The organism is Secundilactobacillus sp. MJ173, assembly GCF_059704265.1.
Window position 1 is genome coordinate 36,864 of sequence record NZ_BAAKGN010000060.1, and the last position, 18,215, is coordinate 55,078.

The 18,215-nt window shown below is 43.3% G+C and carries 17 protein-coding genes; 4 read left to right on the forward strand and 13 right to left on the reverse strand.

Annotated features, from left to right (window positions below):
- Window positions 1-21: 21 nt before the first annotated feature.
- The 3 genes from AC6H04_RS09215 (at window position 22) to AC6H04_RS09225 (ending at window position 2,928) form a co-directional block, all read left to right on the forward strand.
- On the forward strand, window positions 22-786 hold the full coding sequence (locus tag AC6H04_RS09215; RefSeq protein WP_497571383.1) for an exodeoxyribonuclease III: 765 nt from the start codon (window positions 22-24) through the stop codon (window positions 784-786).
- Window positions 787-1,063: 277 nt separating this feature from the next.
- Window positions 1,064-2,242, forward strand: coding sequence for an RNA-guided endonuclease InsQ/TnpB family protein (locus AC6H04_RS09220; protein ID WP_497571384.1), 1,179 nt, complete (start codon window positions 1,064-1,066; stop codon window positions 2,240-2,242).
- A gap of 152 nt (window positions 2,243-2,394) precedes the next feature.
- Window positions 2,395-2,928, forward strand: coding sequence for a 3'-5' exonuclease (locus tag AC6H04_RS09225; RefSeq protein ID WP_497571385.1), 534 nt, complete (start codon window positions 2,395-2,397; stop codon window positions 2,926-2,928).
- 63 nt (window positions 2,929-2,991) lie between these two features.
- Here the strand turns inward: AC6H04_RS09225 and AC6H04_RS09230 are convergent, their stop codons facing one another.
- From AC6H04_RS09230 to AC6H04_RS09245, 4 genes are all read right to left on the reverse strand, one after another.
- Window positions 2,992-3,495, reverse strand: coding sequence for a GNAT family N-acetyltransferase (locus tag AC6H04_RS09230; protein ID WP_497571386.1), 504 nt, complete (start codon window positions 3,493-3,495; stop codon window positions 2,992-2,994).
- A 1-nt stretch (window position 3,496) separates the two neighbouring features.
- The gene (tsaE, locus tag AC6H04_RS09235; protein ID WP_497571387.1) at window positions 3,497-3,967 is read right to left on the reverse strand and encodes a tRNA (adenosine(37)-N6)-threonylcarbamoyltransferase complex ATPase subunit type 1 TsaE; all 471 of its coding nucleotides are present in this window, start codon (window positions 3,965-3,967) and stop codon (window positions 3,497-3,499) included.
- A gap of 75 nt (window positions 3,968-4,042) precedes the next feature.
- On the reverse strand, window positions 4,043-5,020 hold the full coding sequence (gene pta, locus AC6H04_RS09240; protein ID WP_497571388.1) for a phosphate acetyltransferase: 978 nt from the start codon (window positions 5,018-5,020) through the stop codon (window positions 4,043-4,045).
- Between the two features lie 34 nt (window positions 5,021-5,054).
- Window positions 5,055-5,780: a uracil-DNA glycosylase gene (locus AC6H04_RS09245; protein ID WP_497571389.1), complete on the reverse strand. Its 726-nt coding sequence runs from the start codon at window positions 5,778-5,780 to the stop codon at window positions 5,055-5,057.
- A gap of 250 nt (window positions 5,781-6,030) precedes the next feature.
- Between AC6H04_RS09245 and AC6H04_RS09250 the strand changes: the two genes are divergently transcribed.
- Window positions 6,031-6,606, forward strand: a complete 576-nt coding sequence (locus tag AC6H04_RS09250; RefSeq protein ID WP_497571390.1) for an LURP-one-related/scramblase family protein — start codon at window positions 6,031-6,033, stop codon at window positions 6,604-6,606.
- Window positions 6,607-6,831: 225 nt separating this feature from the next.
- Here the strand turns inward: AC6H04_RS09250 and smpB are convergent, their stop codons facing one another.
- The 9 genes from smpB to AC6H04_RS09295 form a co-directional block, all read right to left on the reverse strand.
- A complete protein-coding gene (gene smpB / locus AC6H04_RS09255; RefSeq protein WP_098825630.1) occupies window positions 6,832-7,302 on the reverse strand; it encodes an SsrA-binding protein SmpB in 471 nt (156 codons plus the stop codon).
- A gap of 24 nt (window positions 7,303-7,326) precedes the next feature.
- Window positions 7,327-9,711, reverse strand: a complete 2,385-nt coding sequence (gene rnr / locus AC6H04_RS09260) for a ribonuclease R (RefSeq protein WP_497571391.1) — start codon at window positions 9,709-9,711, stop codon at window positions 7,327-7,329.
- A 33-nt stretch (window positions 9,712-9,744) separates the two neighbouring features.
- Window positions 9,745-10,491, reverse strand: a complete 747-nt coding sequence (locus tag AC6H04_RS09265) for an alpha/beta hydrolase (protein WP_497571392.1) — start codon at window positions 10,489-10,491, stop codon at window positions 9,745-9,747.
- 68 nt (window positions 10,492-10,559) lie between these two features.
- The gene (gene secG / locus AC6H04_RS09270) at window positions 10,560-10,796 is read right to left on the reverse strand and encodes a preprotein translocase subunit SecG (RefSeq protein ID WP_497571393.1); all 237 of its coding nucleotides are present in this window, start codon (window positions 10,794-10,796) and stop codon (window positions 10,560-10,562) included.
- Between the two features lie 117 nt (window positions 10,797-10,913).
- Window positions 10,914-12,452 (reverse strand): ClC family H(+)/Cl(-) exchange transporter, encoded by a 1,539-nt coding sequence (locus tag AC6H04_RS09275; RefSeq protein ID WP_497571394.1) that lies wholly within the window; start codon window positions 12,450-12,452, stop codon window positions 10,914-10,916.
- Between the two features lie 104 nt (window positions 12,453-12,556).
- On the reverse strand, window positions 12,557-14,428 hold the full coding sequence (locus tag AC6H04_RS09280; RefSeq protein ID WP_497571395.1) for a bL35 family ribosomal protein: 1,872 nt from the start codon (window positions 14,426-14,428) through the stop codon (window positions 12,557-12,559).
- 151 nt (window positions 14,429-14,579) lie between these two features.
- Window positions 14,580-15,899, reverse strand: a complete 1,320-nt coding sequence (gene eno / locus AC6H04_RS09285; RefSeq protein ID WP_497571396.1) for a phosphopyruvate hydratase — start codon at window positions 15,897-15,899, stop codon at window positions 14,580-14,582.
- 96 nt (window positions 15,900-15,995) lie between these two features.
- Window positions 15,996-16,751 (reverse strand): triose-phosphate isomerase, encoded by a 756-nt coding sequence (gene tpiA, locus AC6H04_RS09290; protein ID WP_497571397.1) that lies wholly within the window; start codon window positions 16,749-16,751, stop codon window positions 15,996-15,998.
- A 154-nt stretch (window positions 16,752-16,905) separates the two neighbouring features.
- Window positions 16,906-18,108 carry a phosphoglycerate kinase gene (locus tag AC6H04_RS09295; protein WP_497571398.1) on the reverse strand — a complete coding sequence of 401 codons (1,203 nt, stop codon included), beginning with the start codon at window positions 18,106-18,108 and terminating at the stop codon, window positions 16,906-16,908.
- Window positions 18,109-18,215 lie beyond the last annotated feature (107 nt).

Consider the following 18,215-nt stretch of genomic DNA (forward strand, 5'->3'; position numbering starts at 1 on the left):
CCAAGAAAGGATGTCTCAGCCTTGAAATTTATTAGTTGGAACGTTAACGGGCTCCGAGCCGCTGTTAAACACGATTTTATGACGACATTTAACGATTTGGACGCAGATTTTTTCTGCATCCAGGAAACTAAAATGCAACCTGATCAACTCAAGCTGGATCTGCCCGGTTACCATCAGTATTTTAACTCTGCTGATCGTAAAGGCTACTCCGGTACGGCCATCTTCACTAAGCATCAGCCAATCAATGTCACTTACGATATCGGCACTGATGAGTTTGATCACGAAGGTCGTGTGATTACTCTAGAGTATCCAGATTTTTACTTAGTCACCTGCTACACGCCAAATTCGGGAACTGGCCTCAAACGACTGGATTTCCGGATGGGCTGGGAAGACGCCTTCCAAGACTACATTGATCAACTGAACGCGCAGAAACCAGTCATTCTCTGCGGTGATTTAAACGTTGCTCACGAAGAAATTGACATTAAGAATCCAAAGACAAACCATAAAAACGCTGGTTTTACCGATCAGGAACGAGAAGCTTTTACCCGTTTTCTCGCACGCGGCTACACTGATACTTTCCGCTACTTTTACCCCGATGTCACTGACCGTTATTCCTGGTGGAGTTACCGCTTTAATGCCCGGGATCGTAATGCCGGTTGGCGAATCGACTACTTTGTTACCAGCAATGCCATCCAGTCTAAGCTGGAATCTGCCGACATCAAGGACACCATTTTCGGCTCTGATCATTGCCCGATTTCCTTGACAACTACCGGGCTTCACGTATAATTTGTATGACTTGAAAGGAGGAATGAACAGTAACTGTTTTGCTGTAAAAGAATATCAATCTTTGTAAAGTGGTGCTTATATCCTATTCTGTATTCTTATAAGTCTGGTGAAAATATCACAAGGTTAAAGTTAGGCGTTAAAATTTCCATATCAGATGATAGCTTATAAGCAGTGATTTATATGAATTTCATTAAAAGGCTTTTTGGGGTAAATCTCTCCCGTATAATATGGGAGACACCTTACCTTGGTGATTAAATTCAATAAGGCGGAATACCTGATGCTACTCACCTACAAAGTCGAAATTAAGCCGACTGAAAAACAAGCCTGGCAGATTGACTGTCATATTGGTGGCAGTCGTTGGGCCTATGACCTGTTTCTGGATATCAATCAGCAGCGTTATGAATGCGGTTATTACTACATGGGCGCTTATGAGTTTAGCAAGTGGTTTAACCATGAATACCTTGAAGCTAATCCTGATGATCTATGGATCAAGGATTTATATGCTAAATCGGTCAAACAGGCCTTTATCGATGCTGATACAGCTATGAAGCGATTTTTCAAAAAACAAAGTGGTTTCCCACATTGGCAGTCGTTTAAACGGGGCCAGGGCAGTTACTACTTTGTTAAGAATAGTAAAACGCAAATCATTTCCTGTCAGCGTCACCGGATCAAGTTACCCAAGCTTGGCTGGGTTCGTTTGAAAGAGTTTGGCTACATTCCTACAGACTCAGAACACTTTGTTATCAAACAAGGTCGGATTAAATTTAAGGCTGGTCGGTATTACCTGACCTGTTTAGTGGAACAGGCTGAACTACCAAAATTTAAATTAACCGGTGAGCCTATTGGCATTGACCTTGGTTTAAAAGAGTTTGTCATTTTAAACGATGGCACTTTGTATCACAATCAGAATAAAAGTAGTCGCGTAAGGCGCATCAGAAAACGTCTGCGCAGACTGCAAAGAAAAATGTCCCGTCAGTATCTTGCACTGAAAGCTAGAAGACAGAAAGAAGGGAAATCTGCTACTGATTTTAATCTAGCTAAAACTCAGCGGAAAGTGCAACGCTTGTATCAACGATTAACCAACATTCAGGTAGATTATCAAAATAAGATTATCGCTACTGTAGTGAGAACCAAACCGCAGTGGGTAGCCTTAGAGGACTTGAATGTTAGAGGTATGATGAAAAATCGGCATTTAGCTAAAGCAGTTAGTTATCAAGGCTTTTATAACTTTAGAATCAAGTTAGTTTCTAAATGCCAGCAATTAGGCATTCCGGTGCACTTAACTGGCCGGTTTGAACCAACTTCTAAGTTATGCCATCAATGCGGCTATAAAAAAATTGATTTAAAGCTAAGTGAGCGCACCTATCAATGTCCTAAATGTAGTTATACTGCAGATCGAGATATTAACGCGGCCTTAAACATCAGGGATACTGAAAACTTTAAACTAGCCTACTAACACAGGTTTCAAAGCATGTACCGGTGGCTAGCCGGGAATTAACGCTTGTGGACTATCATACCAACTGTATTAGTGAGTTTCATGCGAGGCAGGATAGGGAGAAGCAAGAATAATCTATAACTTTTTATAAGTTATCAGTAGCAGTGGCCGATTTGAACTTTGTTGCAATGGATTTCGAAACTGCCAACGGTAAACGCTATTCTGCTTGTTCGCTGGCATTGACGATTGTTCGTAACAACCAGGTGGCTGATGAATTTTACACACTGATCAAACCTGACACCGATTTTTTCTGGCGCAACGTCCAAATTCACGGCATTCACGAAGCGGATGTTGCTGATGCACCTGACTTCCCAACGATTTGGCCGCATATTCAATCCTTCTTTACACCAGAACAGTTGGTAATCGCTCATAATGCTCAATTTGATAATAGCGTTTTGCGTCAAACCTTGAATCATTATGGCATGACTTCACCAGCTTATTTAACGCTGGATACGGTGAAAACTAGCCGTCAGTTTTTACCAATGCTTGAAAATCACAAACTCAACACGGTTGCTGACGCATTAGGTATCTCACTTGAACATCACCATAATGCGTTGGATGACAGCTTGGCCTGTGCCAATATTTTATTAACCGAAACCAAGACTTTTGGTCAGGATGCCATTAAACCGTTCATCAAAATGGCCTAACTTGTACAGGCAACAAAAATAAGCTGAATTACCAGAATCTGGTAGTTCAGCTTATTTTGTTACCTATTTAACAGCTAACTGCATCTCAGAAGCCTCAACAACTTCCCCAGTAGAGGCCGTTACTTGTGTCCTTCGAGTGGTCTGAAACCCAATACTTTCATAGAGTTTTACCGCTCGCTGATTACGCAGCTGTACCGTCAGGCTGATGATTTGAAAACGACTGGTTAACGCTGCCCAATCAAGCGCACTCAGCATGAGTTCTCGACCGATTCCGTGATGCCAATACTTTTTGAGAACTGCCACCCCAATCTCACCAGTCGAAGAATCCGTGGTTGGTAGAATGGTGACCAGCCCCACCAGTTCATTATCCAGTACGGCTAATAAAATAACCTGCTGTGTTGACCTGCTGATGCGCTCGATTTGTTCGCTTTCAGTGGCAGAATCAACGTCATCGCTGCTGTCTTCAAAAGTCGTTGATTCTGTTTTGAGGATTGTAAGTAAGTTCAAGACTGCTTGGGCGTCCGTTGCCACTGCCTTTCGAATTTCTAACTCCGAGTTCTGCGCCATCCTATTTCTCCTGTAATTTTGCGACCATGGCTTCAAATCGTTGTCCGTGAGGGTCAAAAATCAGTTCACGTTGATTCTCGCCTTCCTCATCTAATCGTTTGAACGCAATCCGTAAGTAATCATCCGGCAATTCATCTGCGACAAATTTTGACCATTCCACGACACTGACACCATCACCATTAAAATATTCGTCTAGCCCTAATTCATCGCCACTGCCATCTTCTAGTCGGTACACATCCATATGATAAAGTGGTAAACGACCGTCCTGATATTCCCGGATAATGGTAAAAGTGGGACTCTTCACGTTGCGTTTAATGCCTAGTCCAGCTGCCAATCCTTTAGTAAAGGTAGTTTTCCCGGCACCTAAATCACCATCTAGTAAAATAATATCCTTTGGTGCTAACAGTGCAGCGATTTTTTGACCGATCGCCATTGTTTCTTCTGGTGTTGAAACCCTAATTGTAAGTGTCATAGTAACCCCTCAAATCAAAAGGAGCTGGGGCAATGATGCTGCCGACAGCTCCAAAATTTTCGTCAATTTTAAAATTTATTCAACAGCCTGAGCTGCAGTAATAATCGTCACTTTATAGACGTCTTCTTCATTGCAACCACGTGACAAGTCAGATACTGGCGCGTTCATACCTTGTAGCAGTGGGCCAAGTGCTTCATACCCACCTAAACGCTGAGCAATCTTATAGCCAATGTTACCCGCTTCAAGTTCTGGGAAAATGAAGACGTTAGCGTGGCCAGCAACCTTTGAACCAGGTGCTTTGCTGGCAGCAACTTCTGGTACTACCGCAGCATCGAATTGAAGTTCACCGTCGATTGGAACATCTGGTGCCTGTTCTTGAGCTAACTTAGTGGCTTCTTGAACTTTGGTGACTTGATCAGCCTTAGCGGAACCCTTGGTTGAAAAGCTTAACATGGCAACTTTAGGATCAATGCCATACTTTCTAGCAGTTTCAGCACTTTGAACAGCCACTTCAGCCATCCCAGCAGCGTCCAAGTCAATGTTGATTGCACTGTCGGCAAACATTAACCGTTCTTCACCTTTTAAGAGGATAAAGTAACCGCTGATCCGTTTAACGCCGGGCTTAGTCTTAATAATTTGAAGAGCCGGACGAATCGTATCACCGGTTGGATGATCAGCGCCTGAAACCATGGCATCTGCCTCACCAAGGTAAACCATCATCGTGCCCCAATAGTTAGAATCTTCGAGCATTTTAGCTGCCTGTTCTGGGGTATTCTTACCCTTCCGACGTTCAACTAGGGCATCCAACATCTTCTTCTTTTCATCTTCAGAAGCATTCTTTGGATCCGCTAATTTAACACCATTTAGGTCAATCCCTTTTTCACTGGCAGTTGCTTTGATTTTGTCGACGTTACCAAGTAAAACCGGCTGCAGTAATTTCTCTGAAGCAAGTCGGCTAGCTGCGCCAATAATTCTAACATCCTCGCCTTCGGGTAAGACAACTGTCTTATTCAAACCACTAATCTTTTGCTTTAAACTATCAAAAAGTTCCACAATATAGACCTCCAGATTTTGAAATTCCAACTAGTCAATTCTCTCTTGACGCCTCATGCTGCGGTGTTGAGTCCTCAGCAGTAACATGCTCAGGCAACTGCCAGTCAATCGGTGTTTCTCCTAATGATTCAAGTGCGATGTTGGTCTTAGAAAACGGTTTAGAACCAAAGAACCCCCGATTAGCTGACAAAGGACTAGGATGCGCTGACTGAATGACAATGTTTGCCTTGGTATCAATCAAACTGATCTTACTTTGCGCTGCTCGACCCCATAGAATGAATACTACAGGAGTAGGCCTTTCGGATAACTGATGGATAGCAGCATCCGTTAATTGTTCCCAACCTTTTCCCTTGTGAGAAAACGCTTGACCATTACGAACGGTCAAGACTGAGTTCAGTAACAAAACACCTTGTTTCGCCCACTTTTCAAGGTAACCGTGGTTAACTGGCTTAATACCTAAATCAGATTCTAGTTCCTTGTAAATATTTCTCAGGCTAGGTGGGATTTGAACTCCAGGCAGTACTGAGAAACTCAAGCCATGAGCCTGATTAGGCTCATGATAAGGATCTTGACCCAGAATAACGACTTTTACCTGTGAAAAAGGGGGCCACTGGAAAGCTTCAAAAATATGAAACATGTCCGGATGGATATTTTGCGTTTGATACTCATGGACAAGAAAAGTACGCAAATTTTGGTAATATGCCTTTTTGAATTCAGGCTCCAAAACTGGCCACCAATCATTGTGAATAAACGGTTTCATTCCCAACACCTCAAGGTTCATTCTATCATAGATTTTCACGAATTATTAGTCATAACCACTAAAATCGTTCGAACAGTTTTCTTTGAGTCGTTTTAGTGGTCATTGAGAACTTTTAAATTGTTCGTTGTATCCGGCAAAATAAAAAAATTGATAGTTCGTGAGACTCAATTTAACGACTATTCATGTTAGAATAAATGGTAAATACGTCAATAAATGACCTGATTTACGACAAAATGAATGGGAGGCTTCCATGCGCGCACTGTATATTCGACAAGACAGTTTGTCTGCTAAGGGGGCCAGTGTTGTTCGTGACGCTGACCGACGTTCTATTTACCTCCTCATCGGCAAATGGGGACGTCATCAAGACGCACTTTCACTGTATCAAATTAGCGGTGACTTACTGGCAGAACTTCGTCAAACTTCATTAGGCCTGCTCCCCCACTTCGATATTTACTATGAGGGCAATAAAGTAGGCGCCATTTCTAAACGGCTAGGATTCTTTAACGAAATGATTTATATTAGTAATCTCCACTGGATTATCGTTGGCAACTTTGTCACGGGTAATTATAAAATTTATCATGGTACCACAACAATCATGAGTTCTCGTAGCGACGGTGATCTGCGTGAAATGCAAATTATCTCCCAACAATTGGAACCAATTTGTATCTGTATTGCAGCCACATTAGATCACTGGGCCAATGGCCATAGTCAGCTCAAAAATCCAGCTCAAGCTTGGCACGCTTCACTCAAACGTCAAATTGGGCTACGCGGTAATCAGGCTTGGCACTATGCTAATCATCAGGTTGATCACAAACTGACCCACTAACCAATTCACCAACTAATAAACCGACTGTGCCACAAATCTTTATTGGCAAGTGTTCGAATCAGTTTTTAGCGATCATTCTTTATAACTTTCATTTGGTTCAACACCGCCACTCAGATTCTAGCCATAATCAACAAGTCAAAAAACACGTATTCCCAAAACGGGAAATACGTGTTTTTTTCTTACTGCTATTCTGAAACCTAACTGAGTTACTTCACACACTGGATCTTAATAGTGCTTCATCACTCGAGCAATTTGACGGTCCTGTTCGCGCCGTTTGAGTGTCTCACGTTTATCATACTCGTGCTTACCTTTTGCCACACCAAGCAAAACCTTTGCCACACCGTTTTTAAGGTAGATTCTCAAGGGAACGATTGTGATCCCCTTATCTTGCGTTTCACCTTGTAGTTTGGCAATTTCTTTCTTATGCAAAAGCAACTTACGATTACGTAACGGATCATGGTTAAACCGGTTACCCTGGGTATACTCACTGATGTGAATATTCATCAGCCAAGCTTCCCCATTACGTACCTGAGCAAACCCATCAGTCAAATTAACGCGTTTAGCTCGGATCGATTTAATTTCGGTCCCCGTTAAGACAAGACCAGCTTCATAGGTGTTGAGGATCGTATAATCATGCCGAGCTTTTTTATTTTGCGCCATGACATTCTTGTCAGTTGGTGTTTTTTTCTTTGCCAACAGTCCTCACCTCACTTTTAAATTTTAATGACTTGGTTTATGATTCTGGCGGTTGCCAGACTGGGTCTGGTTGCGAGAATGGTGCACGTTACTATTTCGTCCACCATTCCGGTTGCCACCTTGATTATTTCGATTACGGTTACCGCCATTTTGAGAACGGTGATGATCATTTGGACGCCCATTGCCATTATTCCGATTACCACCATAATTAGAATGATGTTCACGCTTTGGCAATAAATCAGACGTTGGTGCAGCTGAAGGGTCAACGAGCGCAAAGTCAATCTGGCTTTGTTCCTTGTCGACGTTGACAACTTTGACCTTAACCGCTTGCCCAATACGGTAAGTACGGTGAGTCTTACGACCAACCAGTGCCAAATACTTTTCAACGTATTCGTAGTAGTCATCCGTTAACCGGCTAATGTGAATCAAGCCTTCAACCGTGTTAGGTAGTTCAATGAACATCCCAAACTTCATGACAGAACTAACAGTTGCGTCAAATTCTTCACCAAGGTGATCCGCCATGTATTCGGCCTTCTTCATGGAATCGGTATCACGTTCAGCATCGATTGCGCGACGTTCCATTTCTGATGAATGAACACCAATTTCTTCGAGTAAATCAGCATAGCGCTCTTTACTCTTAGAATTAATACCATTCTCTTCATAGAAGTGAATCAAACGGTGCACCATGGTATCCGGATAACGACGAATTGGTGACGTAAAGTGGGTGTAGTACTTAGCAGCTAACCCAAAGTGACCAAGGGATTGGTCAGTATACTTGGCCTGCTTTAAGCTTCTTAGCATCATAACGGATACAACGGCTTCTTCAGGTTTGCCAGCAACTGACTTCAAAACATTTTGGAGCATCTTTGGCCGTAAGTGATCAGGATCACCCTTCACGTTGATACCAAAAGCAGTTAAGAACTCGAAGAAACTCTTTACACGTTCACCATCTGGTGTTTCATGGACCCGGTAAATAAAGGGTGCTTTAGCTTTGTTGTAATGTTCAGCAACAGTTTCATTGGCAGCCAGCATGAACGATTCAATCATTCTTTCAGCTAAACCACGAACCCGAAGCTGAATATCAATGGCGTGACCCGTTTCGTCGACAATGATTTCTGCTTCATGATCATCAAAATCAATGGCACCACGACGCTTGCGTTGCTTGTATAAAATCTTGTGCAATTCGCCCATGGTTTCAAACATAGGTACTAACCGGTCGTAACGTTCACGGGTCGCATCGTCATGGGATTCCAAAATCTTGTTCACATCGGTATAAGTCATCCGTGCAGTTGATTTCATGACACTAGGATGAATCCGATGATTAACCACATTACCTTCTGGATCAATTTCCATTTCACAACTCATACATAGTCGTAAAACGCCTTCGTTCAGAGAACAAATACCGTTTGATAACCGTCGAGGTAACATCGGAATTACTCGATCAGTCAAGTAAACACTGGTCCCACGTTTATAAGCTTCTTGGTCCAGCAACGAGCCTTCCTTGACATAGTGGGAAACATCGGCAATGTGCACACCTAAGTGATAGTTCCCGTTATCCATCTTCCAAACGGTAACGGCGTCATCCAAGTCCTTTGATGACTCACCATCAATTGTGACCAGGTCCTGATCCGTAATATCTTCACGGCCAGCCATTTCAGCTTCCGTAACGTGATCTGGAATCGCATCAGCTTCCTGCAAAACATCCTCTGGAAATTCTGATGGAATATCATGCGCATACACGATTTGTAAGATATCGATACCAGGATCATCCACACTACCAATCACCTGCTTGGCAATACCGACCATTGCTAATGGATGATCAGGGTTAGGATATTCAGTAATTTCAGCGGTAACGACTTCGCCAGGAGTTGGCTTTAAGCCAGTATCAACGACGTAGAACTTATAGCGAGACAATTTCTTGTCCGTTAGCCGAACTTGTCCATAGTAGCCCATATCATTATCAGTCTGAGTAAAGGCCCCTACTACGTGTGTATAATGGTGCACGTCAATCCCTGTGACCTTACCTTCTGGTCCACGATCAGAATGTGGGTCAGCAGCACGAACAATTTCCATGTCCACTTCGTCACCGTTTAACGCTAACATCGTGTTATCCGGAGCAATATAGGCATCAGGCAATTCATCATCGTATGCCACAAACCCGAAGCCCTTATCATTGGCATGAAAGACACCATTAAGGGTTCGTGCCTTTTCGTTTAATTGAAATTCGCCTTCACTGGTAACCACGGCAATCTGTTCGCGTTCCAGGCGAGCAAACTCTTGAACGATCAGCTTAAAAGCTGCGGATCCATGATAACCAAGAGCATCGGAAACATCCTCTACCCGAAACCGTTTTGTGGGATTTGCTCGAAGTAAATCCGTAATTTGTTGCTTTAAATTATTATCTTCCACGATTTATTCCTCATTAATTTTAATTTGTTGTGATTAGTTAAAAATCTGTTTTAAGTATACTATTAAATCTTGTTCAAGTTGATGGTGGGCTTTATTTACCGTGAGCACGTGCCCCGCGTCCTGATAATAGTGAAAACTAACTTGACTGTTCGTTAGTGCAGCTTTTAATTCGTACACTTTTTGTGAATCAATCAATTCGTCTTGACCACCCTGAGCCACAAAAGTTGCCTGTTTGACTTTGTTTAAATCACTAGCAACCACACCCGCAAACTGATTGATCTGTGTCAATTGCTCTGGTAAATGAGCCTTCAGCCAGTTTAAGCGTTGCTGCTGTGTCTCATCATCGACTTTCATGTATTTATAGGTTGCTTGAGCCAATCGGATAAACTCTGGCGTGAGGTGGTTTTTCTGAGACATGATAATGGGTGAACTAAACGATCCGCCACCTAATAGTGTTGCGCCCTCTTCCAAAGCACGCATGGCAAAAATACCACCCAGGGACAGACCGAAAATACAAATTTGCTCGTATTTTCTATCCCTCAAAAACTGAATTGCCTGTTGCGTATCATGCCACCAAGCATCCGGAGAACCTTCAGTCAAAATATCAGTTGGTTCACCCGTACCGTGACCAGTAAACATCGGCCCAAGTACCGTATACCCCTGCTTTTGAAGGAAGTGACCGGTCAGCCTTACATCGTTAGAATTACTAGCATATGCGTGTAAAAGAATCACCGCTTGCGAACCGCCTTCAAAGAAGAAGGGTTGGGGTAGCTGAATCATTATTATTCACCTCCATCAGTGTCAAAAAGTCAAAAATCCCCCTGTGGTCATCACAGGAGGATCTATTGCTAGTGTGAAGAAAGATAGGCTAATGCTAACGCCAGCGCAAAGAAGATAACTCCCAAAACGACAGTTGCTTTTTGCATGAATGCTTCAAAGCCCCGAGCCTTTTGATGGGAAAATAAATCTGCACCGCCACCACTTAGGGCAGACATTGCATCGTCTTGCTTAGCGGGCTGCATCAACACCGCAATTATAATAAGTACACTATCGATCATCAGTAATGTTAATAGTAGATTATACAAGAAATTGCCTCCTATTGCTACTTTGTCTCCGACAATACCTCTATACAATTTATCATAAAAACTGATAGATTACTACCCTATGGCTCAAATTATGAACAGCAGGTATCCTAGAACTGATTATTCACCCGTCAGATGTTTCATCCTTTGGCGAACATCTGAAAGCGTTTGTTGTGGGACATTTAGCAACAAAGTATCCCCTAGGTGTACCACCGTATCACCATGGGGAACGATTACCCTTTCGCCGCGTTTGATTTCAACCAATAACGTTCCTTCCGGCCAATCAATATCGCGAATCTGTTTACCATCCATGATGGCATTTTCGAACACCGGAAATTCCAACTGTGTTAAGGGCGAAGAAGAACCGTGGTGAACCTTTTGTAAAGAATTCTCGAGCATGGCTGCATACACAGGGGTTCCACCGAGGACGTCAACCGTCAAATAGGCCAGTAATGAAACAACCGCTAGAGGCATTAAGTGGTGCAGTGTCCCCACCATTTCAGTGATCAGCAAAATCGAGGTAAACGGTGCTTTACTAATCCCTGCGAAGTAACCTGCCATGGCAGTTATCGTAAAAATCGGTACTAGGTTAGGACTGGCTAAATGCCATGCCACGAGCACTTGCCCAAACAGCGCGCCTAAAACCGCTCCTAACGTTAAGATTGGTAGAAAAATGCCACCAGGCAACCCTGTGCCATAAGCAATCATCGAATAAACAAAGCGGACAACGAACACGATTAGTAAAACTATTATTCCAGGTGCGCTGCCACCAATTGAGATAATCAACTGATTACCGCCACCTAAAATCTGAGGTAAAAATAAGCCGACTGGAATCAGCAAAATAAAAGCAATTAAACTATTATACTCATCCGGCAATAACTTTAGTTTGTGATACCAAGTACCGACCCTCAATACCACCAGCTGGTAAAGCCGGCCAAAAAGGCCCAGTAGTACCCCTAATATGATTAACCAGCCGTACTGTGCTAATGGCAATGCGTGCACATAATTAATATGTAAAACAGGCGTCAAGCCAAATAAAAAAGTTGAAACAAAATTTGCTGCAATTGCGCTGGCTAGTGCTGTAATCCAGACCATCGTTGAAAAATTATGATAAACTTCCTCTAAGATAAATAGTGAACTGGCAATCGGAGCATTAAAAGCAGCAGAGAGACCAGCTGCTGCTCCACTGGCAATCAAGATTCGACGCTTATTGCCAGAAATTTTCCGTGTAGCAGCGAAACCTTGACCAACAGTCGCTCCCAACTGAATTGACGGCCCTTCACGACCAAGAAATAAACCACTGCCAATAGCCAGCACTCCACCAACAAACTTTTTCCACAGTACGGGCCACCATTTATACTCAACTTCACCCATTAATTGACCTTCAACCTGAGGAATACCAGACCCCTTAATTTCTGGTGTCTCTTTTAGCCAATGACCAATGATTAAGGTCAATACCACGCTAATGACCAGCCAAATACCAAGGAGCCAAAGATTATGATTGGCCTGACGGAAAAACCATTGTACCAAGAGTAAACCATGGCTGATCAATAAGCGAAAGACGCTCACAATCACGCCAGCCATCAAGCCAATTAAAATTCCCTGTACCACTGCATTAATCCGCGAAAAATCAATCTTTTTATGCTGCATATCATTCATCGTATACTCCTAACATTTTTGTTCGGCTATTATTTTATCATATGTAGACAAAAACCTGATGGCAAATCAGGTTTTTGCTCTTAATTACGTCTAACTATTAAATTTTATGCCACGTAATGAATTCGTTTTGAATACCGTTTTTTCGTATCATTCTTGATGACTTTCTTCCCTCGGTGATGCCTTTTTGCTTTTGTAGTCTTCTTGTGCCGTTTATGCTGCTGGTTTACCTTATGTCGACTATGTTTTCTTTGGGAATGTTGATGTCGATGCTTATTATGATGTTGTTTCAGTAATTTGGTATAACGATCCATCAATCTATTTAATCTTTTGATCAATCTATCCAACTCGGACGAATGATCGACCGATGGCTTATCTTCTAAATGAATTGGGCCACCACTATGATCTGGTTTGTGACTTGGATTAGGCTGAGACCCCGGTTTTACGTCCGGATTGGGCGTTGGTTCTGGAGCTGGTTCTGGGGTTGGTTCTGGCTCAGGAATTGGTATTGGTGATGGTGCAGGATCGGGAGTTGGTTGCGGCTCGGGCGCTGGATTGGGAACCGGTCCTGGATCAGGTGTCGGTGCTGGATTGGGCGCTGGTTGCGGCTCAGGTGCCGGATTGGGAACCGGTCCTGGATCAGGTACTGGTGTAGGATTGGGCGCTGGTTGCGGCTCGGGCGCTGGATTGGGAACCGGTCCTGGATCAGGTGTCGGTGCTGGATTGGGTGCTGGTTGCGGCTCGGGCGCTGGATTGGGAACCGGTCCTGGGTCAGGTGCTGGTGTAGGATTGGGCGCTGGTTGCGGCTCGGGCGCCGGATTGGGAACCGGTCCTGGATCAGGCGTCGGTGCTGGATTGGGCGCTGGTTGCGGCTCGGGCGCCGGATTGGGAATCGGTCCTGGATCAGGTGTCGGTGCTGGATTGGGAATCGGTCCTGGATCAGGTGTCGGTGCTGGATTGGGCGCTGGTTGCGGCTCGGGCGCCGGATTGGGAACCGGTCCTGGGTCAGGTGCTGGTGTAGGATTGGGAACTGGTTGTGGCTCAGGTGCCGGATTTGGGGTTGGTTCGGGCACCGGCTGTGGTGCAGGTATCGGCTTCGGTACCGGTACTGGTGCAGGATTTGGGGTTGGTTCGGGCACCGGTAACGGTACTGGATTAGGTTTCGGCTTATCTGCATTGTCTTTTTGAATTTTTAATTGGATACTCCCATTACCTTCTTGATCGTACACTATTTCATGTGAAAGAACTTGATATCCTTGTGTAACAACTTCTTTAAGAAGGGCTTCTACTTTATCCGTTACTTGCTCATATGCTGATGTAAAACCAGCAGCCAGGTCATCATCTAGCACTGTTTGACCATGAGATGTCTGATAAGTAATTCGGTAATCGATTTGTTTACGGTGAATCACCGTTTCTACTGGGGCCATATTTCGAGTAATAACAGTCTCTTGATTCTCCACTAAATCATAATTCGATTTGAGTGGTTCTACTAAAAGGGGCCGACAAATGCCATCAACAGTGCCTGAAGAATACTGGTAATCGGTGAATTTCTTAGTACTTCTCGTAGCATCAGGATTTTCAAGGACATACCTTAATTTAGGTGCTTCTTTGGTTGCAATCAAGACTAATGCAGATTCAAATTTAAATGTTGACACCCCCTTTGGGATTACAATTGGGGGTATTAAATCAGGGTACAGGCTATAGTAATTAGGATAGAGTGACTTCAAATTGTACGTTCTTAACCCTTCATTATTGAAGTCCGTCACTCCTACCTTGGGTTTTGTCACAGAAACAGTCTTGGACTCCTTCGGCAATTTTCTGAGTGTGGTGGAACCAGCGTCTCTAACTTTTCTAACCACCTCAAACGTGAGTTCATATGGTGAAAATTCTGGGCGGGACACCTTGGCACTAGCGTGAGTAGTCGTTAGTCCTAGCCCCATTGCCACAGCGATTCCAAATAATAATCGGTTATACTTCATTGGTAGCTAATCTCCTCTCTTATATAGAAATTAACTACGTAAAACTAGCAAATTAAAATCGAGAATTTAAAAAAGACCTCAACCGATGAAAAATTCATCAGTTGAGGCCTTTAAATTTATACCGAAACTAATTAATCAGTTCCGAGACAGTTTACTTGTTTTGGATAGCTTCGCGAGCTTGTTCGCTCAAGTTGTAGAATGAGTGAATACCCTTGTAATCTGAAACTTCGCCAAGTTGATCTTCGATACGCATCAATTGGTTGTACTTAGCAATCCGTTCGCCACGGCTCATTGAACCAGTCTTGATTTGACCAGCGTTCAATGCAACAACTAAGTCAGCAATTGTGGTGTCTTCAGTTTCACCTGAACGGTGTGAAATGATAGCAGTGTAACCTGCTTCTTTAGCCATTTCAACGGCTTCAACAGTTTCAGTTAAAGTACCGATTTGGTTCAACTTGATTAAGATAGAGTTAGCAACGCCCATCTTGATACCCTTTGCAAGGTAATCAGTGTTAGTAACGAATAAGTCATCACCAACGATTTGGACCTTCTTGCCTAAGCGAGAAGTAGCCATTTGCCAGTCTTCCCATTCGTTTTCGTCCAATGGGTCTTCGATTGAAACAACTGGGTACTTGTCAACGATGCTTTCAAGCAAGCTAACAAATTCTTCAGCAGTGTATGACTTACCGTCACCCTTAAGGTCGTAAGTCTTAGTTTCAGTGTTGTAGAATTCTGATGAGGCACAGTCAAAGGCGATTGCGACGTCTTTGCCAGGCTTGTAACCAGCCTTCTTGATAGCTTCAACTAAGATTTCAAATGGTTCTTCGTTGTTCTTCAAGTCAGGTGCAAAACCACCTTCATCACCAACGGCAGTAGAGTATCCACGGTCGTTTAAGATTGACTTCAAGGCATGGAAAGTTTCAGCACCCATACGGATAGCTTCTTTAACAGTTGGTGCACCAACAGGCATGATCATGAATTCTTGGAAATCAACCTTGTTGTTAGCATGCTTCCCACCGTTGATAACGTTCATCATTGGAGTTGGAAGTACGTGACCATTGAAGCCGCCTAAGTAGTTGTAAAGCGGAACTTCAAGTTCGTCAGCAGCAGCACGAGCAGCAGCTAATGAAACACCCAAAATGGCGTTTGCACCTAGCTTACCCTTGTTAGGCGTACCGTCTAACTTGATCATAGCCTTGTCGATTGAAATTTGGTCAGTTACATCGTAGCCAACGATTTCCTTAGCAATGATGTTGTTAACGTTGTCGACAGCTTTAGTAACACCCTTGCCACCGAAACGGCTCTTGTCACCATCACGTAATTCAACAGCTTCGTGTTCACCAGTAGATGCACCTGAAGGCACGATTCCACGGCCAACTGCACCGGCTTCTGTGTAAACTTCAACTTCAACAGTTGGGTTACCACGTGAGTCTAAGACTTCGCGGGCGTAAATATCAGAAATAATTGACATTGTATTCTCTCCTTATGAATGTTTAACCTAGCGGGAAACTTTTCCCCGCAGTCTATTTTATTAGTTTAGCTTTGAACTTGCAATTACTATTTGAGTTTATTTTTGGTACCGTACCAATTGTAAAAATGTTTCTGGATCAAGACTGGCACCACCAGCTAAAACACCGTCGATATTTTGCTTAGCCATGATCTGAGAAATATTTTCCGGATTAACACTACCACCGTATAAAACCCGCATCTCGTTAGCCACATTGTCACCATAGAGATCAGCGACGGTCTGTCGAATCAAATAGCAGCCTTCTTCAGCTTGATCAGCAGAAGCAGATTTACCACTACCAATTGCCCAACTGGGTTCATAAGCAATCACTAGTTGACGAGCCAAATCTTCACTCACGCCTTTCAAAGCACCAGTGACCTGACTGACCACCCAGTGAATTTTTTCGCCAGCTTCTAGTCGCCCCATGGTTTCATCACAACACAGAATGGGTGTCATATGATTCCGATAGACCGCGTGCACTTTTCGGTTGATGATGTCGTCGGTTTCATTAAAATAACTTCGCCGTTCAGAATGACCAACGATGACGTATGGAATACCCATTTCCGATAGCGCTAGCGGTGATATTTCACCGGTAAACGCCCCAGCATCCTCATAGTAACAATTCTCAGCACCAATTTTTAACCTATCGGCGCCATTAGCTTCAATCATCGTTTCCAACAAAATAGCAGGTGCTGCAATCGCCGTCTCGACTTGATCAGGCTCAGGCAGTTGATCTGAAACAATTTGCATAAACGAGCGAGCTTCATCGACAGACTTATTCATCTTCCAATTGCCCGCAATAAGTGGTATCCGCACAGTAAACGCTCCTTTTGTTCAGTCATTTAAATTCACAATACTATTCTATCGGAATGAAAACGTTTTAGCTAGTGAAGCCCACCGCCAATTAAAAAAGGTTACCATACTAAGAATGCGCAAAGAAGCCAGGATAGTATCCCAGCTTCTTTAATAACTACTTTTCACTAATAGCTGCAATACCAGGTAAAGTCTTACCTTCAAGGTATTCCAATGAAGCGCCACCACCGGTAGAAATATGGGTTAACTGGTCGCCAACACCAAGTTGTTGAACGGCAGCAGTTGAGTCACCCCCACCAACAATGGTTGTCGCATCGCTCAAAGTACCCAAGAACTTACCAATTTCAAGAGTTCCTTCGGCGTAGTTACTCATTTCGAACACACCCATTGGGCCATTCCAAACAACTAACTTAGCGTCCTTCAAAACATCTTTAAATAAGGCAACTGATTTAGGTCCAATATCCAATGCCATGTAGCCATCAGGAACATCGCCGTCAACAGTTTTGTGAGCTGCATCGTTATCAAACTTTTCAGCAACAACTGAATCAATAGGCAATACTAACTTGTCGCCAGCCTTGTCCATGATTTCCTTAGCCAAATCGATCTTGTCTTTTTCAACTAATGAGTTACCAATCTTCATGCCTTTAGCAGCATAAAAGGTATAAGTCATACCACCACCGATAATCACCTTATCAGCTTTGTCTAATAAGTTGTTAATAACGCCAATCTTATCAGAAACTTTGGCACCACCTAAAATGGCAACGAATGGATGAGCAGGGTTTGAAACTGCACCACCGATAAACTTGATTTCTTTTTCCATTAAGAAACCAGCAGCGGTCTGTGCCATGTTAGAAGCGATGCCGACGTTAGAAGCATGTTGACGGTGAGCAGTACCGAAAGCATCATTAATAAAGACGTCACCAAGGGATGCCCAGTATTTGCCTAAAGCTGGATCATTCTTTGACTCGCGCTTAACTTGTTCACCGTTCTTAACGTCTTCGTAACGGGTGTTTTCCATTACTAATACGTCACCATCATTCATCTTGTTGATGGCATCTTCCAATTGTGCACCTTCCGTTACAGGAACGAAGGTTACAGGCTTGTTCAACAAGTTTGAAAGACGTTCTGCAACTGGACGCATTGATAAGCCGGGCTTGTCGTCTTCAGACTTGATCCGACCTAAGTGAGAAAGCAAAATAGCTTTGCCACCGTGTTCAATCACGTATTTAATGGTAGGTAGTGCAGCAACGATACGGTTGTCATTACCAATAACACCGTCTTTAATCGGAACATTAAAGTCCACACGCATTAAGACTTTTTTGCTCTTTAAATCTAAATCTGAAACAGTTAATTTAGCCAATTTAAAGTCCTCCTGATTTATATCAAGTTGATCATTGTGACCTCTGGTACAAGTCAATTGTTGTAAAAGGCGGAGAAAGTCACCCTCCTCCGCCTTCTAGTTTTTTA

Excerpts from the sequence above, each read along its gene's own strand:
- AC6H04_RS09250 (WP_497571390.1), top strand. The coding sequence starts at position 6,031 with ATGCGCGCACTGTATATTCGACAAGACAGTTTGTCTGCTAAGGGGGCC.
- AC6H04_RS09220 (WP_497571384.1), top strand. The coding sequence starts at position 1,064 with ATGCTACTCACCTACAAAGTCGAAATTAAGCCGACTGAAAAACAAGCC.
- AC6H04_RS09245 (WP_497571389.1), bottom strand. The coding sequence starts at position 5,780 with ATGAAACCGTTTATTCACAATGATTGGTGGCCAGTTTTGGAGCCTGAA.
- AC6H04_RS09265 (WP_497571392.1), bottom strand. The coding sequence starts at position 10,491 with ATGATTCAGCTACCCCAACCCTTCTTCTTTGAAGGCGGTTCGCAAGCG.
- AC6H04_RS09230 (WP_497571386.1), bottom strand. The coding sequence starts at position 3,495 with ATGGCGCAGAACTCGGAGTTAGAAATTCGAAAGGCAGTGGCAACGGAC.
- tsaE (WP_497571387.1), bottom strand. The coding sequence starts at position 3,967 with ATGACACTTACAATTAGGGTTTCAACACCAGAAGAAACAATGGCGATC.
- AC6H04_RS09275 (WP_497571394.1), bottom strand. The coding sequence starts at position 12,452 with ATGAATGATATGCAGCATAAAAAGATTGATTTTTCGCGGATTAATGCA.
- AC6H04_RS09280 (WP_497571395.1), bottom strand. The coding sequence starts at position 14,428 with ATGAAGTATAACCGATTATTATTTGGAATCGCTGTGGCAATGGGGCTA.
- eno (WP_497571396.1), bottom strand. The coding sequence starts at position 15,899 with ATGTCAATTATTTCTGATATTTACGCCCGCGAAGTCTTAGACTCACGT.